Origin of the sequence: Actinacidiphila paucisporea (assembly GCF_900142575.1) — a bacterium.
GTDB classification, from domain to species: domain Bacteria; phylum Actinomycetota; class Actinomycetes; order Streptomycetales; family Streptomycetaceae; genus Actinacidiphila; species Actinacidiphila paucisporea.
Genome location: NZ_FRBI01000016.1, coordinates 1 through 19,077, shown reverse-complemented (window position 1 = coordinate 19,077; position 19,077 = coordinate 1). Strand labels below are relative to the sequence as shown.

Below are 19,077 nucleotides of genomic sequence, written 5' to 3'. Positions count from 1 at the left end.
CGCACCCATGGCGAACCACGCCCTGATCATCGCGAACAGCACCTACGACGACCACCACTTCGCATTCCTGCCGGCCGCCGCGGCGGATGCCGCGCAACTGCGGTCGGTGCTCAGCGACCCGGACATCGGGGGTTTCCAGGTCGAGGTCCTCGTCGATGTCGGCCAGCGCGCGGCCATGCGCGCGCTGGAGTCCTTCTTCACCCGGGCCGGGCGCGACGACCTGCTCGTCCTGCACCTGTCGCTGCACGGCTGGAAGGATGTGCGCAACCGCCTGTACTTCGTCATGCGCGACACCGAGCGCGACTACCCCGGCTCGACCGCTGTCTCCGCGGACATGGTGGGCACCTTCATGGGCGAGAGCCGGTCACGGCGTATCGTCGTCCTGCTCGACTGCTGCTACAGCGGGGCGTTCACCTTGAACGCGCTACGGCGCGAAGCCGGGACACCCACCGTCGATGTGGCCGAGCCCTTCGCAGGCAACGGCCGGGTCGTCCTGACGGCCTCCACCGCTCTCCAATACTCCCACGAAGGCGAACAGGACATCCGCTACAGCCGCACGGCCGCCCAGCCGTCCGTCTTCACCTCGGCTGTGATCCGCGGTCTGGCAGACGGCTCGGCCGACCTGGACGGCGACGGCCTCATCTCCGTCGACGAACTCTACGACTTCGTCCACGAACAGGTACGGCAGCGCATCGACGGCCAGACCCCCACGCTCAGCGTGGACAGTGCCCAGGGCACGATCTACCTGGCCCGCAGCCCTAGGCACGTCGATGTCGACGGCCTCGCCGAGATGCGGACCGCCGTCCTGGACAGCCAGCCCTGGAAGCGCATCGGCTCACTCCACCTCATCGGGCACCTGCTCGGCAGCATCCGCGAACCGACCCGGGATGCCGCCAGGGCGGCGCTGCTCGGGCTCATCGCCGACAGTGATCGCGAAGTCGCCAGCCGAGCAGCGCGGTTGTGGGACGAAAGGGGGTTGGGTGAGATACCGGTGGGTCGGCCGGCCCGCCCCGCCCGCCCTTCGGCGCCCCGTAAGCCCATCGGCTCCTCCGGCCCTGCGGCGGGCATCGACTTCGGCACGACGAACTCGTCGATTGCGCTCCTCGAAGGCGAGGACGTACGCCTGGTCCCCAACGCGGAGGGCGCTCTGACGACACCGAGCCTGGTGGCCGTCGCGGCAGACGGAGAAGTCCTGGTGGGCACTGCCGCCAAGCGACAGGCGCTCGCGAACCCCGACTACACGGCGCGGTCGGTGAAACTGCGGCTGGGCACGGACTGGAGCATCACACGAGGGGCGGTGCGGTTGGCTGCGGAGGATGTCGCGGAGCTGATCCTGCGACGTCTGCGGGAGGACGCGGAGGCGTACGCCGGTCAGCCGCCCGGCCTCACGGTCATGACGGTGCCCGCGAACTTCGACCTGCTCCAGCGGGCAGCCGTGGTGGAGGCGGCGCGCCGTGCGGGATTCGACGTGCAGCGGGTCCTCAACGAACCCACAGCCGCGGCCCTCACATACGGGCTGAACAGGGAGGAAGACACCACCGTACTGGTCTTCGACCTCGGTGGCGGCACCCTGGACGTCAGTCTCATCGAAGTCAGTCACGGTGTGGTGGAGGTCAAGTCGACCGGAGGCGACGCCCATCTCGGCGGCGACGACTGGGACGAGCGGATCGTCCAGCACCTGCTGCGCCGGGTGTGGGACGGGTACGGACTCGACCTTGCGCAGGACATCCCGGCGCGCCAACGTCTTCAGGAGGCCGCCGAGGCGGCGAAGGTGGAGCTGTCGTCGGCGAGCAGCGCCACCATCCGTCTCCCCTTCCTCGCTTCCACCGCGCACTTCCCCGTGCACCTCGACGAGACCCTCACCCGCGCCGAGTTCGAGAGCATGACCCGGGATCTGCTGCACCGCTGTCGCCGACCCGCCGAACAGGCCATCCGTGACGCCGGATTACGGTCCTCGGACCTCGACCAGGTGATCCTCACCGGCGGGGCCACGCGGATGCCCGCGATCGGTGACCTCGTGCGCCGGCTCACCGGAGGCAGGCAGCCCTACCGGGGTCTCATCCCCGAGGGGATCGTCAGCGGGGCCGCGGTGGAGGCGGGCGTGCTCACCGGAGGTGTCAAAGGCGTGCTGCTCCTCGACGTCGTCTCGGCCACGCTCGGCTTCGAAACCCACGGTGGCACCGTGGCGAAGGTGATCGAACGCAACACCACCATCCCCACGATCAGCCGGAAGCTCGCGGCAACCAGCACGAGCGGCCAGACCCGTATGACCCTGCACGTCGTTGAGGGCGAGAGCACGATCGCCACGGGCAGCAGGACGCTCGCCGTCCTCGATATCCCCGACCTGCCCCCGCACCCCCGGGGCACTCCACTGATCGAGGTGGCACTGGACATCGACGCCAACAGCACCTTGCGCGTCACAGCCAGAGAACTCCGCGGCCGCACCGATGAACTGAGCCGACGGGCGAGAGAACTGTCGGAGGCCCGCACCGCGGCAGGCGGAATACGAAGCGATCGGAGCCCGGAAAAGGAACGCCTGCTGGCGAAACTGGCCGCACTCGAGGCGGAGTACCTGTCTGACCGGGAGTGGCAAGTGTCCATCGACCGCTCCTCCATGACGCAGGCCGCCGCCCTGGTCAACTCCCCCCGGTGGCAGCCCCTGCGCGACCTCGCTCCCCTCACCTGGGAAGACGCCGACACCTGAGCCGCGCGGCAACTGCTCTCCTTCACGCGGGAAAGCGAGGGAACGCCACCGTGCGAGGCCCGCGGGGCAGGGCCAAGGCAGTCAGCAGACGTCGCGGTAATGGGGGCCCGCGGGAACGTACTGCCGCCACTCGCTCGGTGCGACCCTCCCATCGACCCGCTCGTGCCGGGGGACGGGAGCACGTCCCCGACCGTTGCGAAACCGAAGTGCCCGTGGCGCGGAGCCTGGGCCGGAAAGCCGAACGAGCGAACCCGGTGGCCTCGGGAACCGGCTGCCGAGCCCAGCGGTACCGGTGTCACCCCGGTCGGCTCGTCCTCCAGGCGCACGATGGCGATATCCCGGTCCTCGGGGCCACGCCGCCACGGTTGCTCCAGGACTCGACCGCGGGCCTCCGGCGCGCCGGGGGCATGCGGAAACACCAACGACAGCCGCCTAGCGGGGCCGCTGCCGACGGCGATCACCACGTGAGCGCAGGTTGCCAGCAGCTTCTCACCGATCAGGAAGCCGGCTCCCGCTACCGCGCCCCCGCCGTCCAGGATCTGCGCGACGGCCACCGGCAGTATCGCGTCCGGCCCGACGCTCACGTCCGCTCCGGAGATCTCCACAGCCTTAGTCCGACGCCTGGTCTTCGCCGGGCGGTTGGGCGTCGCCCCGTTTTCCCACCACCGTGATCTTCAGGAGGCAGTTGGCGGTGCTCTTGGTGATGATCGCACCGGCTTCGACCGCGAGATCGACGCCGAACTCGACCTCGATCTCGGACGGGCCGACCGTGCGTAGCCGCTGGATCGATACCCGGGCCGGCTCGGTCACGGGGGTGAGAGCCCTTTGCAGGCTCTCCGGAAGATCATGGACGGCGTCACCGACCCGTCCCGCCTTCACCGGCGCCGCCAGGGCGGCCGGCGCCTCCACTAGTGGCCTGTGCGGGGTCTCGAGGTGGCGCAGAGGGCACCCGCCGGAGTCCTCGCATCGGCGGCGCCCCCACGCGGCGCGACGCCCGCGCCCTGGCCGGGGCGGGTCACGTCCGCTGAGTGGTGTGTCGACGGCGACAGAACCGCCCCGGCACCCCGTCGAACCGGTCCCGCACCCACCGCGGCAACGGCCCGGTCGCCGCCACCGGCAGATGCGGCTCGATCAGATCCCACTGGGCACCCGTCACGTCAGAACGCGCCACGACCGAGTTCTACCAGCCACCACCAGCACACCACCGCGCCGGAGCACTGGCCGGCCATCGCGCAGGCGCGGCTGCGTGGCACCGCTACCAGATGGGCCGCACATGCCGACGGTATCGCTCATGTGTGCGGAGCCGTTCCCGGGGCAGGTGCCTTGAGCCGGAGCGACCGCTCCAGTGAGTCCGCCGGGCACCATTCGCGGACTGCACCCAGAGAAGAGGATCCACATGTACATCGGGCTGGGAACTGTCGTTCTGATCGTCGTCGTGGTCGCCATCGTCATGTTCCTGCGCCGCGGGTGACCTTCACGGACGCTCCCGTGCGCCACCGCGGCAGGATCCGGTCCAGGATCTGCTCCACGACTTGGGCGCTGGCCATGATCTCAGGGCCTCCACCACGGTTGGACAGCTCGCTGGGGAAGTTGATCCCGTTGGCATCATTCCTGCGGCCACCGACATCGCAAGGGGTACGACAGCGCCTCGTTCCCGGTATTCGAGCTACCGGGAACGAGGCGCTTGGCGTGGTGAGGCCGTGTCTCTACGCCAAGGGCGCGGCGGCACCGAGGAGGCCGGAACCCAACCGGTCTCGCTGACGTGGAAGGGAACGCCATGGCGCGACTCCTCCTCACCTGCGCGCTGTCGCCGCGCCTGCCGTGATTGCCCTCGCCTTGTTGCTCTTCGGTAGTCGTCGACGCGCGCCAAGAAGCCTGCGCGAGAGTCGCGCCGCCGGGCCTCTACAGGTCCGCGATGTTTCCTCCGAGACTGGCGTGCTCATCCAGGGGCCGCCAGGGGTGAACTCGGCGGGTGACAGACGGTGTTGTCGGCGCCGCGGTAGAAGATTTCCGGGCGTCCGTCGGCGTTGCGGGCGGCGGTCGGGCCGGAGATGTCGAGGCTGCCGGTGTAGTGGCGGAAGGGTGCCCAGGCGCCGTTGACCACCTTGTAGTGGTTGGTGTGGGTGGCGTGCGAGCGGGCGAAGACCTCGATCTGGTTGTTGGCGTTGAGGACGGCGGCGGGGCGGTGGGTGAGCGGGTCGCTTCCACTGGCGACCTGCTGCCAACTGCCCCAACTGCCGTTGGGGCTCAGTTGGGGAAGGTGCCACAGGGCGCCGTCGCTCCCGATGGTGAAGACGTGGATGGTGCCGTCACAGCCCAGGATGGCTATGGGGTCGCTGTACAGGATCCCGCCGTGGTCCACCCAGCCCCCGTACCCGCCGCCGGGGCTGCTCTGGGCGTTCTCGTACAGCTTGTTGTCACCACCGCGGGTGAAGATCACCAGCCGGCCGTCCTCGGCCCGGATGAGGGAGGGATCGCCGATGGTGCCGCCGCCCGGGGTGGGCCACCTGCCCTGTTCGCTGGTCCAGGTGCCCGATGGTGCGCTCTGCTGTACGTGACAGCGCCCCGCCGGTTGATGTCGGCGACGGCGACCTCCATGCGGTCGTCGGCGTTGCGGAAGACCGCGGGCTCGCTGGTGATCCGTCCGTTCAGGGTCTTCCAGACCCAGTCGCCGGTGCCGCCGTTGGGCTTGGTCTGGTAGTCGCACCACAGGGAGTTGTCGGAGCCGCGGGCGAAGACTTCCAGGCGGCCCTTGTCGCCGGCGGGGAAGACGACCGGGTTGGTGGTGTGATGCCGCCCAGGTCCCCGACGAGTGAACCCTGTCGTCGTCGACATTCACCGAAGCCCACGGCGAGCGCCTCTACAGGAGGTCCGAAGCGCCGTACGGACCGCCTGAACACATCGACCAGGCCAAAGGCAGGGCCCACACGGGCTCTGCCCGGCCCTTCACCGCGTGCGGTGATGGGCGGGAGCAGGCGCTCGTGCGCCGCCGGCCATTCCCGTGGCTCCGTTGTGGTGCGGTCACGTGCAGTGAGGGGGTCAGGTAGCGGATGTACCGATCCCGGTGGCGAGAATGATGGGCGGTCAGTCTCCCGCGTCTGCTGCCGAACGCTTGCTGAGGAACAGCTTCGCTGCCGTTACCGCTTCCCTGTTGAGTTGCTCCAACGGGACTCCCCAGCTCTCCTCCCAGCCGTCCAGGTTGTGCGCGCAGTGGACGAGGGGTTCCAGCTCTTCGGGGTAGTCGAGGTCGTAGGCGATGTCTGCCCAGACGAGGTAGGTGCCGGCGGCGGGATCCAGGGATCCGTCGGCGATCTGACCGGCGACCCAGTAGGCCATCGCCCACTTAGCGGCCCGAGGGTCAGCGGGCGGGTGGAAGAGCAGTCCCAACTCCTCCAACACCTGATCGAAGAGCGCCGAAGCCTCGGGCTCTTCGCTTCGGAGGAGACCGGCGAGCAAAGCGAGGGAGGGACTCTCCACCTCGGCAAGCAGAGCATTCAGCCCTGCCTGGATGAGCTGGTCAGACCCGACGTGCCTACCGAATGCCCTCTTGCGCGAGATGTGGCTGAGCTGTTTGAGAGCGTCGTCGTGGGTCATCATCGCAGTCTTCTCGATCGGCATCTGGGAGAAGGAGGCTCGCACATTCGCGGACGATGCTGCCATCGAGATCCTCTCGCTTGGTTCGGTGATCAGGACATGAGGACCCGTTTCCGCAGGAGGGCGAAGCCCGCGCGACCGATCATCTGGCGCTTGAGCGTCTTGATGCGGTTGGCGAGTCCATCGATGACACCCGAGCCCCAGGGGAGAGGCTGGCGGTGGCGGCGTCACGATCACGATCGATGCCCGCGGCGAGGGTGTGGAGGCTGGGTAGGTTGTCCTGTCTGACGGCGCCGAGTCAGTCCAGCAGTCGCACGCCCTGCCGCTCGGTGAGCATGGTCACGAAGGACAGGACATGCCTGGTGAGGACGTCGATCCAGGGGCAGTTGCCCCAGCGGATCCTCGACCGGCTCGTGGCCGAGCACGAGGCCGACGACGTCTCATATCCGATGGTGCGCGCCTACGTAAGGTGTTCGTGCCGCAGACGCCGGGTGGCGGAGGTCGACTTCGGGGACGTGTACATCGTGCCGGCCGGGGTGCCGACGAAGGTCTAGCTGTTCTCGCTGCGGCTGTCGTACTCCGGCAAGGTGGTGCAACCGGGGACGGCCGCACCGAGGTCAACCCACACGAGCGGCTCGCCGGCCGCGGTGGCTCACGCCCGGTGCCGGATCACTACCTGGAAGCGCTGTTGTGCAAGCTCGGTGCGTCCCCCGGGTTGACTCCGCTGGAGCGGGCCCGATCCGGCGGCCGGTTCACCCCCGTCCACGACAAGTGGTGACCGCGGTGTGGGCAGCGCAAGCGAGGCGGCCGGCACCCAGGCGCTGATCGAGGTGCTGCTGCTGGCCCGCCACATGGAACCGAGCACCTCGTCGCCGGGCTTGCCGCCGCCTACCGGGCCGGGGCCCTGACCGCGGACGCGGTCGCGGTGGATGCCCGCAAAGCCGCCGAAGGCGAGACCGCCGGACCGCAACTGCCGGTCCGTCCTCCGAACTCAGGTGACGGGCCCGCAGCGACGGTGACGTTCCTGTCCGACTGGAAACTGCCCCACCTCCCGACCCCAGGTTCTGCGCCGCCGTCGTCGACCGCCTGACCTTCGACGGCGCCATCATCCAGACCGGCACCGAGTCCCACCGCCTGGCCCACACTCGTGCCCCGGCCTTGCAGTCGGCGCCAGCTGACAGCCGGATCCGATCGGCCCGCGCCGACTTACGGCGTCACAGCCGGTTCCGCTCCTGCTTCACGACGACCTTGGCGATCAGATCGTGGATCAGGTGATCCCCCGGCGGGCACTTCTCTTTGAGACGGGGAAGGTCATCCGGGCCGAACCAGTCGTACGCGCAGTGCTTGTCCCACTCCAGTGCCGGATCGCCGAGGTCGCCGTCGACCTCGACCAGGTAGTCGGCTTCGTGCCGCAGTCCGCCTCCGTCGTCGCCGGTCCACGACGAGACGCCCAGCAGCCGGCGCACGCGGCGCAGCCGCCACCCGGTCTCCTCTTCGACCTCGCGGGCGAGCGCGCTGATCAGCGATTCACCCGGCTCGACGTGCCCGCCCACGATGTCCCAGACGTCGGGGAACAACCGCCGGTCGGGACTGCGTTTCTGGGCGAAGGCCGCACCTTGCTCGTTCAGGATCACCGCACCGACGGTCCATGTCTCCCCACCGGCGGGGACAGGGATCTCGACTCCCGCGTCCACCGCGACGTGCCGGTGATCACGTGCCACTTGCGTCACCACGGGAGACCGGTTCCAGCGCCAGGTCCGCGACGACTGCCGCGTGGTCGGACGGCCAGACACCGTCCACCGGGTGGTCGCCGGCGCGCTGCACCGCGCGGACCCGGCCGACGCCGTCCGCCCCAGCCGGCCCCACGTGGACGTAGTCGCACCGCACGTTGGGCTCGAAGCCGCGCCCGGCGAAGGGATTCGCCGTGTCCCAGGTGGCCGACGGCGCGGTCGGACCCGCGTACTCCCAGACGTCCATGAGCACTTGTCCAGGCACCGGTGGCGCGGTCTTGTAGCCGCCGAGCAGCCGCATCTCGTCCGAGTCCGGCCAGGCGTTGTAGTCCCCGGTGACGACCGGCGGGAAGGCGCCCGTGCCGCGGTGGGCGGCGACGAACTCCGCCAGTCTCGCGACCTGCCGGCACCGCACCGCTGATTCGTGGAGGGCGTGGTTGAGATGCGTGGTGAAGAACGGCACCCGGTGTCCGGGCGCGTCCAGCAACGCGTGCAGGGCCAGGCGTCCGTCGTCCTGGCCGCCGTCGGTCGGAAGGCGCACGACGTCGCGGTCCACGATGGGCCACCGGCTCAGCACCGCGTTGCCGATGTCGACGGCGTCGTCCCCGATCCGCTGCTGCCAACGTTCCGGCGCGTCGGAGGCGGCCCACGTCCACTGCAGGCCGAGCCGCTCGCCAAGCCAGGCCGCAAGGTTCTCCTCGCCGCGCGCCCACACTTCCTGCAACCCCACCACGTCGGGCCGCAGCTCGCGAAGGACCGCCAGGACCGCCTCCCTGCGCTGCTCCCAGGGCCCGAACCTCCACCACACGTTCCAGGTCACCACTCGCATCGACCGTCCCACCCCTTCCTTGAATCCCTTCCATCATGTCGGGCACAACAGCTGCTGGCTCTGCCTCTTCCTGCGGTTCGTCAGGCTGGGCCGGTGTGGGACGCAAGTAGCCACGGTGCCGGTAGACGCACTTCTCGGCGGCTTCGCCCAGGTTGTGCCAGAGATGCCATCGGTCGGCGACCTGGAGTGCCTGTAGGGCGCCGCGGGTGGCACCTTCGGCGAAGAAGGGCGCCCGGTCCCGGCAGACGATCTCGATGGCGGGCCGCTCGGCGAGCCAGGCCGCGAACGTGTCCGCCTCCCGATCGGGAAGAAGGTCGACCGGGCGTCGTGTCTCGACGTCGACGAGCACGGTTTCGTAGACACGGCCCTTGCGCCGGGCGTACTCGTCCACGCCGACCACGCGGGGTACTGCGGTGGCTGGGTCCGGAAGCGAGGCGATCAGCCTCAACAGGGTGTTCCGACTGACCGGAACCTTGAGGGCGTCCGTCATCCGGGCGCCGGCCCGGGCCCGCGAGCGCAAGACCGACCGACACCAGCGTCGACCGCAAGCGCTCGGTCCGTCGCCCGAACCTGCGGGTGCGACCGGGTACTTGCTGTCCTACGCTCGCAGGAATCCTCCTCGCAGACGAACCTCCGCACCCAACGACTGCGGTCGTACGGGCCTCGCCCGGACGACCGCGTCGATCACCTCGACCGATTCCACCAACACGCCCTCGACCGAGGAAAACAGCAGCTGGTTCAACTGCGGCAGCACTTCGTTCACAGCGAAGGACTGTCGACCACACCACCGTCCAGCCAGGCGCTTTTCGGGCGGACTTCAGTGGTCGTGGACGGTCAGTGCGCGCATGACTGGCTGGCCGCGCACAAGCTAGCTCCACTCATCAGACCCCCATGGAATCGATCACCCAGGGGAACGGGAGGCGCTCTACCGGCGGACTGCCGAGATCAGTCCGCCGGGCTGCTCCTCGTGCTGCGGCGGGGTGCTGATGGGGCGGCCGTAGGCGGCAGCGCGCTCGCGCAGGGTGTGGCTCTCGGCCTTCCAGCCGTGCCCGGCCAGCCAGCCCACCGGGTCGTCGGGCATCTCCGAGATCCACATGGACGCCGCCGATCCCGGCGCGGCGTCCGCGGCGAAGCGGTCGATCACGCCGCGCGAGCCCAATGTCAGCCCCATCCGACTGCCTGCCGCCGACTGCGTGCTGATCCGGGCCAGCAGTAGCTCCACCGCGTCCTCGGGCAGATAGATCAGTAGTCCTTCGGCGATCCACACGGTCGGCGCGGCCGGATCGTGCCCTGCTGCGGCCAGCGCGTCTGGCCAGTCCTCACGCAGATCCGCCGCGACAGTGATCCGCTCGCAGCGCGGGACGGCCTGCTCCTGGCGCAGCACCGACGCCTTGAAGTCCAACGGCGCGGCGGTGTCGACCTCGAACAGCCGGGTGCCCTCGGGCCAGTCGATCCGGAAGGCCCGGCTGTCCATCCCGGCGCCGAGCAGCACGACCTGCCGGACCCCGGACGCGGAAGCCTGCTGCAACAGGTCGTCGAGGAACTTCGTCCTGATGACGATGGAGAACGCCACAGCCAGCCGGCGGCGGCGCGCGGCCTCGTCATCGGGCAGCGGAGGCGAGGAGGGCCACAGGCCGCCGGCGGTGGCGAAGGCCTGTGCCAGTGGGTCGCGGAACAGTGCGTTCTCCCGCTCGGTCTCCAGCGCCCGCACCCTGGCCACCCCCACCGCCGTGGCCCACACTCCCGACGGCTGCACCCGCTCCTGCTCATCAGTCACCGCGCCAGCCTAGATGATCGATTCCCAGGGGCTTGATGAGGGGAGCTAGCTTCATGCGCGGCCAGCCGGTCATGCGCGAGCTGACCGCCTACGACCGCTAAAACCGCCATACGCGAAGATCAACAGTCACCCTGCGTATGCATCCTCACGAAGTGAATCAGAACCCACACAAAACGACACAGCCAGATCCAGCTGGTCCGATACGACAGCGTCCCTTCCTGTTAAGCAGAGTACGAAGCGGCTCTTCTCCGGCGCGCGCAGGTCCGCATGCCGGGGTCTGTTCACGGAGCATGGCGATGAGGTCGTCGCGGGTCACGCTGCGACCCGGTGACAGGAAGACCGGCGATCAGCTGGGTGCGACAACTACAGCGCCTCTCCGGTGACAGTCCGGCCGCTTCGACCGGGTGCCTTTCCAGGCTATTCGGTGCCGTTGGTGACAACTACTGAGCCTCGGGTCACCTGTGACTGAACGCTTTAGGCGGCGATTGAGCGCGACCCTTGGCGAGCTGAGCGTTCAGTGTCGTGGCTGGCATGATCGACGGGTGACAGATGTTCGTCTGCCCGCGCGCCGGGGACCGGTGCGGCTGTACGGCTGGGGTGGTTTCTGATGGCCTGGTGGTTCCGTCGGCGCTCGGAGCCCGTCGAGAAGTTGGTGTCGGTTCGGCTGCCGGTTGGCAGGGCTGAGATGCCACCGGACGAGGAGCTGGCTGATCTGACGGTTGCGGCGGAGCTGGGCGACGACGTGGCGATGGGGAGCCTGGCGGCGTCCCTGTATCTGAAGGGTGACGGGGTCGGCGCGCTGCACTGGTGGGGCAGGGCATGGGCATCTGGGAACGTGGTTGCCGGCTATAACCTGGGCATGCTGCATTCGGTGGCCGGTGACGCGAACCGCGCGCAGGTGATCTGGGAGAAGGCTGCGGGGCTTGGCGATCCGGACGCCATGCTGGGCCTCGTCAAACAGGCGCTCGACCGTGGCGATGCGGTCGGCGTCGAGCGCTGGGTGCCGGCGATCCTCGCGCAGCACGAGGCGTTCCCGATCACTGCACTGGGTGTGGCATTCCGGGACTGCGGCGACCTGTCGCGGGCCATGCAGGCGTTCCTGCGCGCCGAGGAACTGGGCGACGGGTATGCGATGGAGTATCGAGCCCGGATTCTGGCTGCTCAGGGGCAGCACGAGGAGGCTGAAACGCTGCGAGCGCGGGCAGCGACGGCTGAGCGGATGCTCTGAGGCATGGACGCGCGGCGGCCAGTTCCGGCATGCATCGGCGCGAACCGTCAAGCAAACGCTCAACTCGCCAACGGAAGCGCTCAGTCACACTTCCCGGTATCCGAACGGATAGCCGGGAAGGGACGCTTGGCATGCCAACTGGGACGGGTTGGGCCGACGATCAGGAGTACCCGGCTCGGGGCGTCACAGCAGGAAGCCCAGTTCCTGGATGAACACGCCCTCAGCCGGCACAAGCCGCACGAAGTTCGCGCTGTCGGGCTGAGCCCGGAACTGCTTGGACAGCTCTCCAGCTCTCCAGCTCTCAGCATCCTTCATCAGCGCGAGCACGTGGTAGCTGACCGCGATACCGGCGGCCAGCGTCGGGCTCACGGGTGACTTCTGCGCCATGGCCAAGCTCCCATCATGTGGACCCGGACGAAGGCTTGGGCGATGGATGTTCCTTCTCCAGGACTCCCGCCCGCTACTGACAGCGGGAAGCAGGCCAGGCACCTCAAAGAGGTGTAATTTCCGAAGGGATTCGCTAGGTGCCCTTGACTGGGTAGGAGACGTGGGAAAGCCGACCGGTCAGCGTCTTGATCCGCGCCAACGTCCATCTTTTTTCACCCAGGGCGAAGCGGGTCGCGGACTGCAGCGAGCCAGCCCGTCCGGCGCGCCGCTGCAGCCTCTACCCGCGTGGACCGGACGATGGTTCAGGCACGTACGGCAAGTTGCGCCGGTACGTCCTTCGGGCCCGATCTCGCACTCGGCGTCCGTCCAGTCGGGCGTGTGGGCGCCCTGATCATGCGACGCCGGCAATCGAGGTCGGTTCAAGGAACTCGAGCCGATTGCCCAGCTTGTCGTACGCATAGAAGCGATCGTAGCCAGGGAACTTGTCATCCCAGGTGACGGTCACTCCTTTGTCCTCCAACCGCTGGGCGAGCGCTCGGAGCGAGGTCACAAGGATTCCAGGATGCGCCTTCCTGTTCGGGTGGAAGTCCTCTTCAACCCCCAAGTGGACCTCCAGGCCACCACCTCGGAACCAGCACCCACCGCGAGCTGCCAGCACCGGCGGCTTCTCGAGCTCTGTCATGCCGAGAACCTCTCCCCAGAACTCGCGGCAGATTTCCTCAGCGCCTGGAGGGATCGCAAGCTGCACGTGATGCAGGCCGTCCAAGGCGTATCCGAACGTTCCCGAAGCCATGTCTTCTCCTCTGTCAATATATCTTGACCTCAAGATAATGAGAGCTGAGCGGCCCTGGCAAGGGCGCGGACCCGGCGCAGGGAACGGTGAGTTGGGTGCCGCGTACTCCGCTGAACAGGGCGGTGTCGTGCAGGGGCAGGTTGCGCAGGCCGGTGGCCCGGGCGGCCCGGACGCGGTCCTCGGCGTGGGGCCGCTGGTGGTGCCGCAGTTCGAGCGCGCCGATCGGAATGTCCGCTGTGTTGGTGTCGAACGCGGTCAGTCGCGAGTCGTCGGCCGTTCTCTCGTCGAAGCGGTACGGCAGTGTCCTTTCACGTTTGTGGTTGCGCCGGGCCTGGCCCCTGACCTGGGAGATGCGGGAAGTGTGGGCCTGTGCGGGTTGATATCGGCCCATCAGGTCCGTCAGAGTCTGCGCGGCCAGCCGTCGGCGTCCTGCGCCCGCTTCGGGACCCTGATGCGCCGGAGCTGGACGAGGACGAGACCGGCTGGGAGGGAGTCGGGGTCGTCGCTGCCTGCGTCCTTGAAGGCTGTCGCCCGGTCGCTCAGAGGAGGGCGCCGCCGGAGACCTCGATGCGCTGGGCGGTGACCCAGCGCAGACCCTCAGAGGCCGGCGTGGCGATGGCGTCGCCGATCTCCTCGGGTTCGCCGACGCGGCCGAGCGCGGTATGTCCGGCCAGAGCCTTGCACATGTCGGCGTCGTCCCGCATCGCTCCGCCGTTGAAATCGGTGGCGGTCGGTCCGGGGGCGACGGAGTTGAACCACCGCAGACTCGCTCAGCAGAAACGCGAGGCGATCACCACCGCAGCCACAGAACTGTTCCTCGACCGTGGCTACGACGGCACCTCACTGGCCCGGATCGCCGAAGCGGCCGGGGTCGCGAAGTCCACCCTGTTCAAGCGGTTCCCCACCAAGGCGGCCCTCTTCGAAGCCATCGTCACCGAGTCCTGGCAGCGTGACGCCGGAGACACTGCCGTGCAGCCACAGACCGGAGATCTGCGCTCCGGACTGACAACCATCAGCCACCGCTATGCCGACCTGGTCGGCCGACCCGGCATGACGGCCCCGTTCCGGATCGTCATCGCCGAACTGCCTCGATTCCCCGAACTGGGACGGATGCAGTTCGAGCTCGGCAAACTGCCGTACTTCACCTCCGTACAGCGCTACCTGGAATCCGAGCACGAGGCGGGCAACGCTGATGTCCCGGACGCGGCGAGCGCCGCGAACCAGTTCCTCGGCATGATCGCCAACTACGTCCTGTGGCCCCGCATGCTGCTGACCGACTGGAACCCCGCAGTCTCCGACATCCACGACGCCGTCGAACAGGCCGTCCAGACCATGCTCGCCAGATACGCCCCGACCCGCCGGCCTGACCCGAAGCCGGAACGCCGCCTGGAGGCCGCGCCCACCGAGCGGGTCACCTGAGCCGACCGGGTGCCGCAGCGGCCCGTCTCGCGCGCAGACCGGCCAGCAGCCGGCGGGCGGTGCCGCCGCAGTTTTCCGAACCGTTGGGAGATGTCTCCGCTGCCGCTCTGCGGTGCCGACAACCCCTCTGTGCTCCTCTCCCTGCCCTCAGCCCCCTGGTGACGGAGGAGGGAGTAGGACTGCGGACAGGGCGTCCCGGGGAAGCGGCACCGGTTCGCGTCGCGGAGGCCTTCCTCGCAGCCGCCGTCCTGTTCCGTACGTCGGCGGCCCGGCCGGATCCGGCTGGCGACAGCGGCGGGCACTTGCACTCCCGATGTCGGACCCTAGGCTGGAAAGCTGGGGCGGAACGAGGCGAGGAGCGAGCGATGTGGTTCAAGGCCGCACTGACAGCTGTACTGGCGCTGTGGCGTCGCCACAATCGCAAGCGCGCGCGCAGAGGGGCGTAACAGCGCCTCGGGCTCATTGCAGTCCCGAGCCTTTGCCCGGCGCCGTTCGTCACCCACATGGTCAACCGAACGCACCCGGTCGCCACGTCCCTGCCGGGAAAGACGTGCTCGGCGCGTCAGCGTGGGGCGAGGCGCCAGGGGAACGGCGGGGCGCGGGTCAAATCCATGGGCCCGTTCATGGAGCCCACGAGCGGCGCCACCGGACCGTCCGGGGACGGCCTGACCCGGTCAGGACCTCACCACCGCCGGCACCTCCACCGAGATGGCCTCACGCCTGGTCGAACGCGTCTGCCTGGCTGTCGTCGCGGTTCGCGGCCGCGACAATCCCTGAACTCCGACACGATCCGCGGGCATCACCGTAGCCTGCCGGGCAATACGGCCCGCATGACGACCACACCGCAGGACGACGACGGCTTCCACGCCCCGCCCCAGGCTGAGGAGGTTGAGGACGGGGCTATGGACGAGGTACTCGCCTCGTACGCCGAGGCCATCGACGATTCCCCGGACGCGGGGGAGAAGAACGACGACACCTGACCCGGGCACGCCGCCACCCCGTCACCGTGAAGGCGCGAAGCGGGGTTCACGGCTGGCCTGCTACTCGGGTTCGCCGACGTTCAGCGCCCATCAGTCCACGAAGCCGGTGCCACTGGCCAGCTCGGTGGCGACGCGGGCCGTTCTTGTCCATGGACGGGTGCGTGCTGTTGTGCACCCTGGGTGAAGTCGATCCCCGAACCCGGCGTGTGCTCTGATCCGACGCGTGGAAGACCCGCCCGGCCCCCGTCGGGGTTCGGCGGTGCGGGGCGTTACGGCGTGTCCCTGGCTGCGGCTGTGGCTGCGAGTTCTGTGAGGTGGGCGAGCATCAGTTCGGGGCTCTGGCTTTTGCCGGAGACGCGTGTTCCGGCGGGGTCGTGGGCGGTGAAGGGGGCTCCGGCAATGACCTGGTCGGGGGTGGGGAGGACGACTGATCCGCAGAGCCCGGCGTCGGTGGGGGTGGGGCCGTCGTAGAGGAAGAAGCGGAGTATCCCGTCGGGTCCGGTGCCGGTGACGAGGCAGTGGCCGGGTGGGGTGATTTGGGTGATGCCCTGCTCGTGGATGGTGATGTCGGCCAATGGGAAGATCACGGGGTCTCCTAGGGTCCGTTGGCGGCGCCACCGTTGTGGGTGCCGCAGTCGGATGCTAGGGGCCGGTTACCCCGCGGGGGCGCTCTTCTCCTGCTAGAGGTGTTTCCCGACGTCGGCGAGCCCACGGATGTCGGGGTCGGGCTGGTCGCCCTTCCCGCTGGACCGGGGCGTGCTCGTGCGGGTCGAGAGTCCCTGAAACACGGCCGCCTACCGGCCGTGGCGGACGTAGCGCGGCATGGTGTCGAAAGGGGGTTCTTCATGCTCACCGACGACGGCCGGGTCCGCGTCCTGCCACGGAGCCGGGTGGCGTCCCCGGGTCACCATCGCACGGGCAGTTGGCGGGGGCCGCGCATCATCACCCCACCGCGCCACTGCAGCTCAGCGGGGTTGGCGTCGAGTGCCAGGTTCGGGAAAGCGTCGAGGAGGCCGCGCAGCGCGATCCGGGCCTCCAGTCGGGCCAACGGGGCGCCCACGCAGTAGTGGATGCCGTGGCCGAAGGCGATGTGCCCACGGGCGTCCCGGCGGATGTCGAAGCGGTCGGGGTCCGGGAAGCGGGCCGGGTCGCGATCGGCGTCGGCGATCGCGATGAGCACCAGCCGCCCGTCGCCAGGGATGACCGTGCCGCCGATCTCGACCGGTTCGACGGTGAAGCGGTAGGTCGGGGTCTCCACCGGCCCGTCGTAGCGCAGGATCTCCTCCACGGCGCCGTCGAGCAGACCGTCGGGGTCGGCGCGCAGCGCGGCGAGCTGCTCGGGGTGGGTGAGCAGCGCCAGTACCCCGTTGGAGATCAGGTTGACGGTGGTCTCGTGCCCGGCGACCAGCAGCACCCATGCCATGCCGAGCAGCTCCTCCGCGCTGAGCTGGTCGCCGTCCTCGTCCGCGGTGTGGATCAGGGCGCTCAGCAGGTCCTCGCCGCGCCGGTCGCGTTTTGCGGAGATCAGCCCGACCAGGTAGTCCTTCAGGGCCGCGGCTGCGTCCATCCGGGTGTGCTCGGCGGTGGCCGCGACGACGTCGTTGGACCAGCCGCGGAATGCGGCACGGTCCAGGAAGGGCACTCCGAGCAGTTCGCAGATGACGGTCATGGGCAGCGGAAAGGCCAGCGACTCGACCAAGTCGGCGCGCCGGGAAGGCTTCGCGGCCATCGTTCCGACCAGGTCGGCGACGATCTCCCGTACCCGCGGAGCCATCGCGCTCACCCGACGCGTGGTGAACTCGCGGGCGACCGTCCGGCGTAACCGGGTGTGCACCGGCGGGTCGCTGCTCAGCAGCGACAGCCCGGCGGATACGCGCATGGCCTTCAGGCTCGGAGCGGCGTTGCCCCACACCTTGGACAGCCGGGGATCGGCGAGTGCGGCCCGCCCTGCCTCGTAGCCGACGACCAGCCACGCCTCGGCGCCCTCGGGCACCACCACCCGGTGGACCGGACCCCGGGCACGCAGGTCGGCGTAGACCGGATAGGGGTTACGGGTGAAGTCCGGGCCGAGGGCCAGGAGGTCAAGGGCAGTGGTCATGCGCGTCCTCCCCGGACTGCTGGGCGGACCCGTACGATACGCGGCCCCGCGGCCCGCGGGCCGCCCTTTGCCCTCACCCCGCCGGGCGCCCGGCCCGATTCGGCGCGATGACATCTCTCCTCGCGGGTCAGTGGCTTGTTCGCCCTGCTGTGCCGCCGCGACCATCACACCGGCGGCCAGGGGGCTGTCCTCTCCCCGTCGCCGCGCGCTGCCGGTGAGCACCGCGATGCGTGCTACCCGCCCGTCGACTGCCAAAGGGGCCCGAGTGGTTCACGTTACCCAGCTGGTGCCCCGGGTCAGCGGGAGCACGAACCAGCGTCAGAGCTCGGCCGGCGCCGTTTCAGGCCGTCCCCTCCAAAGCGCTCCAGGCTGAACCCCTTCTCGGCCCACATGCTGTCGATCTTGACTGCCACGCCCCGCCACACCAGCAGCCACACCAGCGAAAGCCACGATGATCCTCAGCGAAGATCCGACTGGACCTCGGTCAGTCGATGCCTTCGACGATGCGGAAGTCGCGCTCGACGCCGTCGGCGAGGGCGACCAGCGCCTCCTGGTAGGCCGCACTCTCGCGCGCTGCGACGGCCTGTTCGAAGCTGTCGAACTCGACCAGGACGGTGCGCTCGGCGATTCCGGCGTCGTATGCGGCGACCCGACCGCCACGGGCGAAGGTTCGACCGCCCGCGGCCTTGACGGCCGGAGCGGCCAGCTTGTTGTAGGCAGCCAGCTTTTCGGGGTCCGAGATGGTGCGGTAGACGCTGACCCAGTAGCCCTTGGGCATGGAACCTCCAGTGTTGGGTTGAGTGCTTCTGACTTACGGGTTGGTCTGGGACGGGCGTCGGCGGGCGCGAGCGAGGCTTGTCAGCGTCCTGATCGCCATGGCGCCGATGCCGACCAGGGGGGCTTGGGGTATGGAGTGCCACGCGGTCAGGAGGGCCGCGGCGGTGACGACCAGGCCGAGGCTGTAGGCGGCCCGCAGTCGCATCTGGGAACGCGCCGTCGGGGACGCCTTCACCGCGGCCCCGCCGACCGGCTGCTGCCCGGTCACTGCTTCGGTCCTTCGCGGTCCTGGCTTTCGAGTTCTGCCAGGTGCGTCAGCGCCGGGAGGGCCGCCACCAGTGCCTCGATCTCGTCGCCGGTGAGCTCGTCGATCAGCTGCTCGAGCGCGTGGACGCCCGCCTGGCGCCGCGTGTGGACGTAGGAGGCGCCGGCCTGGGTCAGGCACACCAGTGTGACCCGCTTGTCGGACGCGTCGCCCCGCCGTTCGACCAGGCCGGATTCTTCCAGCACCCGGACCAGGGTCGTCATCGCGGGCTGGGTGACGCCCTCGACCGCGGCCAGATCGGTGATGCGCCGCGGGCCGGTCCGGTCCAGGGTGGCCAGGGTCGCGGCGGACGTCAGGCTCATGTCCCGGGGCAGGCGTCTCGCGGTCCTGGTGGCCAGGCGGTAGAGGGCTGCCCCGATGGCGGCGGACGCGCCAGGAGCGGTGTCGTGACGACTCATGCTCAAAGCATAACAGTTTTATATTTAGAATCTATGGA

The 19,077-nt window shown here is 69.1% G+C and carries 22 protein-coding genes and 4 pseudogenes; 7 read left to right on the top strand and 19 right to left on the bottom strand.

Features of this window, described 5'->3' with window-relative positions:
- Window positions 1–7: 7 nt before the first annotated feature.
- A complete protein-coding gene (locus BUE44_RS22535; RefSeq protein WP_073500802.1) occupies window positions 8–2,704 on the top strand; it encodes a caspase, EACC1-associated type in 2,697 nt (898 codons plus the stop codon).
- Between the two features lie 185 nt (window positions 2,705–2,889).
- Here the strand turns inward: BUE44_RS22535 and BUE44_RS39785 are convergent.
- The 5 genes and pseudogenes from BUE44_RS39785 to BUE44_RS22510 all read right to left on the bottom strand — a co-directional run.
- Window positions 2,890–3,258 (bottom strand): annotated as a pseudogene (locus tag BUE44_RS39785) (S1 family peptidase); the annotation flags it as partial.
- A 55-nt stretch (window positions 3,259–3,313) separates the two neighbouring features.
- Window positions 3,314–3,613: a CU044_2847 family protein gene (locus BUE44_RS22525; RefSeq protein WP_235002360.1), complete on the bottom strand. Its 300-nt coding sequence runs from the start codon at window positions 3,611–3,613 to the stop codon at window positions 3,314–3,316.
- Between the two features lie 1,030 nt (window positions 3,614–4,643).
- Window positions 4,644–5,144: a hypothetical protein gene (locus BUE44_RS22515; RefSeq protein WP_073500800.1), complete on the bottom strand. Its 501-nt coding sequence runs from the start codon at window positions 5,142–5,144 to the stop codon at window positions 4,644–4,646.
- Window positions 5,141–5,539, bottom strand: a complete 399-nt coding sequence (locus BUE44_RS37115) for a hypothetical protein (protein WP_143172549.1) — start codon at window positions 5,537–5,539, stop codon at window positions 5,141–5,143. The genes BUE44_RS22515 and BUE44_RS37115 overlap by 4 nt, the downstream gene beginning before the upstream one ends.
- A 249-nt stretch (window positions 5,540–5,788) precedes the next feature.
- Window positions 5,789–6,322: a hypothetical protein gene (locus tag BUE44_RS22510; RefSeq protein WP_235002358.1), complete on the bottom strand. Its 534-nt coding sequence runs from the start codon at window positions 6,320–6,322 to the stop codon at window positions 5,789–5,791.
- A 338-nt stretch (window positions 6,323–6,660) separates the two neighbouring features.
- Between BUE44_RS22510 and BUE44_RS37110 the strand changes: the two genes are divergently transcribed.
- The 3 genes and pseudogenes from BUE44_RS37110 to BUE44_RS37950 all read left to right on the top strand — a co-directional run.
- On the top strand, window positions 6,661–6,852 hold the full coding sequence (locus BUE44_RS37110) for a hypothetical protein (RefSeq protein WP_143172548.1): 192 nt from the start codon (window positions 6,661–6,663) through the stop codon (window positions 6,850–6,852).
- A gap of 231 nt (window positions 6,853–7,083) precedes the next feature.
- Entirely contained in the window at window positions 7,084–7,206 is a 123-nt protein-coding gene (locus BUE44_RS39325) for a hypothetical protein (RefSeq protein ID WP_265737169.1), read from the top strand.
- A gap of 145 nt (window positions 7,207–7,351) precedes the next feature.
- Window positions 7,352–7,468, top strand: a pseudogene (locus tag BUE44_RS37950) (IS21-like element helper ATPase IstB); the annotation flags it as partial.
- Window positions 7,469–7,512: 44 nt separating this feature from the next.
- Here the strand turns inward: BUE44_RS37950 and BUE44_RS22490 are convergent.
- The 5 genes and pseudogenes from BUE44_RS22490 to BUE44_RS22475 form a co-directional block, all read right to left on the bottom strand.
- Window positions 7,513–8,019 carry an NUDIX hydrolase gene (locus BUE44_RS22490; RefSeq protein ID WP_200804494.1) on the bottom strand — a complete coding sequence of 169 codons (507 nt, stop codon included), beginning with the start codon at window positions 8,017–8,019 and terminating at the stop codon, window positions 7,513–7,515.
- A complete protein-coding gene (locus tag BUE44_RS22485; RefSeq protein ID WP_073500798.1) occupies window positions 8,009–8,857 on the bottom strand; it encodes an endonuclease/exonuclease/phosphatase family protein in 849 nt (282 codons plus the stop codon). Before BUE44_RS22485 ends, BUE44_RS22490 begins: the two co-directional genes overlap by 11 nt.
- A gap of 127 nt (window positions 8,858–8,984) precedes the next feature.
- A pseudogene (locus BUE44_RS22480) lies at window positions 8,985–9,347 on the bottom strand (ISL3 family transposase); the annotation flags it as partial.
- A gap of 108 nt (window positions 9,348–9,455) precedes the next feature.
- Window positions 9,456–9,620 carry a hypothetical protein gene (locus BUE44_RS37555; RefSeq protein WP_159450279.1) on the bottom strand — a complete coding sequence of 55 codons (165 nt, stop codon included), beginning with the start codon at window positions 9,618–9,620 and terminating at the stop codon, window positions 9,456–9,458.
- Between the two features lie 162 nt (window positions 9,621–9,782).
- Window positions 9,783–10,598, bottom strand: coding sequence for a class I SAM-dependent methyltransferase (locus tag BUE44_RS22475; RefSeq protein WP_073500797.1), 816 nt, complete (start codon window positions 10,596–10,598; stop codon window positions 9,783–9,785).
- 643 nt (window positions 10,599–11,241) lie between these two features.
- On the opposite strand from BUE44_RS22475, the gene BUE44_RS22470 reads away from it, so the two are divergent.
- A complete protein-coding gene (locus BUE44_RS22470; protein ID WP_073500796.1) occupies window positions 11,242–11,862 on the top strand; it encodes an SEL1-like repeat protein in 621 nt (206 codons plus the stop codon).
- A gap of 183 nt (window positions 11,863–12,045) precedes the next feature.
- Here BUE44_RS22470 and BUE44_RS22465 read toward each other — a convergent pair whose 3' ends face one another.
- The 4 genes and pseudogenes from BUE44_RS22465 to BUE44_RS22450 form a co-directional block, all read right to left on the bottom strand.
- The gene (locus BUE44_RS22465; RefSeq protein WP_073500795.1) at window positions 12,046–12,249 is read right to left on the bottom strand and encodes a hypothetical protein; all 204 of its coding nucleotides are present in this window, start codon (window positions 12,247–12,249) and stop codon (window positions 12,046–12,048) included.
- 391 nt (window positions 12,250–12,640) lie between these two features.
- Entirely contained in the window at window positions 12,641–13,042 is a 402-nt protein-coding gene (locus BUE44_RS22460) for a VOC family protein (protein WP_073500794.1), read from the bottom strand.
- A 118-nt stretch (window positions 13,043–13,160) separates the two neighbouring features.
- A pseudogene (locus BUE44_RS36590) lies at window positions 13,161–13,316 on the bottom strand (IS1380 family transposase); the annotation flags it as partial.
- 265 nt (window positions 13,317–13,581) lie between these two features.
- Window positions 13,582–13,746, bottom strand: a complete 165-nt coding sequence (locus BUE44_RS22450; protein ID WP_235002357.1) for an SDR family oxidoreductase — start codon at window positions 13,744–13,746, stop codon at window positions 13,582–13,584.
- 46 nt (window positions 13,747–13,792) lie between these two features.
- Here BUE44_RS22450 and BUE44_RS22445 point away from each other — a divergent pair, with 46 nt between their 5' ends.
- Both BUE44_RS22445 and BUE44_RS37550 read left to right on the top strand, forming a co-directional pair.
- The gene (locus BUE44_RS22445) at window positions 13,793–14,461 is read left to right on the top strand and encodes a TetR/AcrR family transcriptional regulator (protein ID WP_235002356.1); all 669 of its coding nucleotides are present in this window, start codon (window positions 13,793–13,795) and stop codon (window positions 14,459–14,461) included.
- A gap of 830 nt (window positions 14,462–15,291) precedes the next feature.
- A complete protein-coding gene (locus BUE44_RS37550) occupies window positions 15,292–15,441 on the top strand; it encodes a hypothetical protein (RefSeq protein WP_159450277.1) in 150 nt (49 codons plus the stop codon).
- Window positions 15,442–15,710: 269 nt separating this feature from the next.
- Here the strand turns inward: BUE44_RS37550 and BUE44_RS22440 are convergent, their stop codons facing one another.
- The 5 genes from BUE44_RS22440 to BUE44_RS22420 all read right to left on the bottom strand — a co-directional run bounded on the left by BUE44_RS22440 (window position 15,711) and on the right by BUE44_RS22420 (window position 19,039).
- On the bottom strand, window positions 15,711–16,028 hold the full coding sequence (locus tag BUE44_RS22440) for a hypothetical protein (RefSeq protein ID WP_143172547.1): 318 nt from the start codon (window positions 16,026–16,028) through the stop codon (window positions 15,711–15,713).
- Window positions 16,029–16,345: 317 nt separating this feature from the next.
- On the bottom strand, window positions 16,346–17,539 hold the full coding sequence (locus BUE44_RS22435; protein ID WP_073500790.1) for a cytochrome P450 family protein: 1,194 nt from the start codon (window positions 17,537–17,539) through the stop codon (window positions 16,346–16,348).
- A 484-nt stretch (window positions 17,540–18,023) separates the two neighbouring features.
- On the bottom strand, window positions 18,024–18,317 hold the full coding sequence (locus BUE44_RS22430) for a DUF1330 domain-containing protein (RefSeq protein ID WP_073500789.1): 294 nt from the start codon (window positions 18,315–18,317) through the stop codon (window positions 18,024–18,026).
- Between the two features lie 33 nt (window positions 18,318–18,350).
- Complete coding sequence (locus BUE44_RS22425) at window positions 18,351–18,584, bottom strand: hypothetical protein (RefSeq protein ID WP_073500788.1); 234 nt, start codon at window positions 18,582–18,584, stop codon at window positions 18,351–18,353.
- A complete protein-coding gene (locus BUE44_RS22420) occupies window positions 18,581–19,039 on the bottom strand; it encodes a MarR family winged helix-turn-helix transcriptional regulator (RefSeq protein ID WP_235002355.1) in 459 nt (152 codons plus the stop codon). The genes BUE44_RS22425 and BUE44_RS22420 overlap by 4 nt, the downstream gene beginning before the upstream one ends.
- Window positions 19,040–19,077 lie beyond the last annotated feature (38 nt).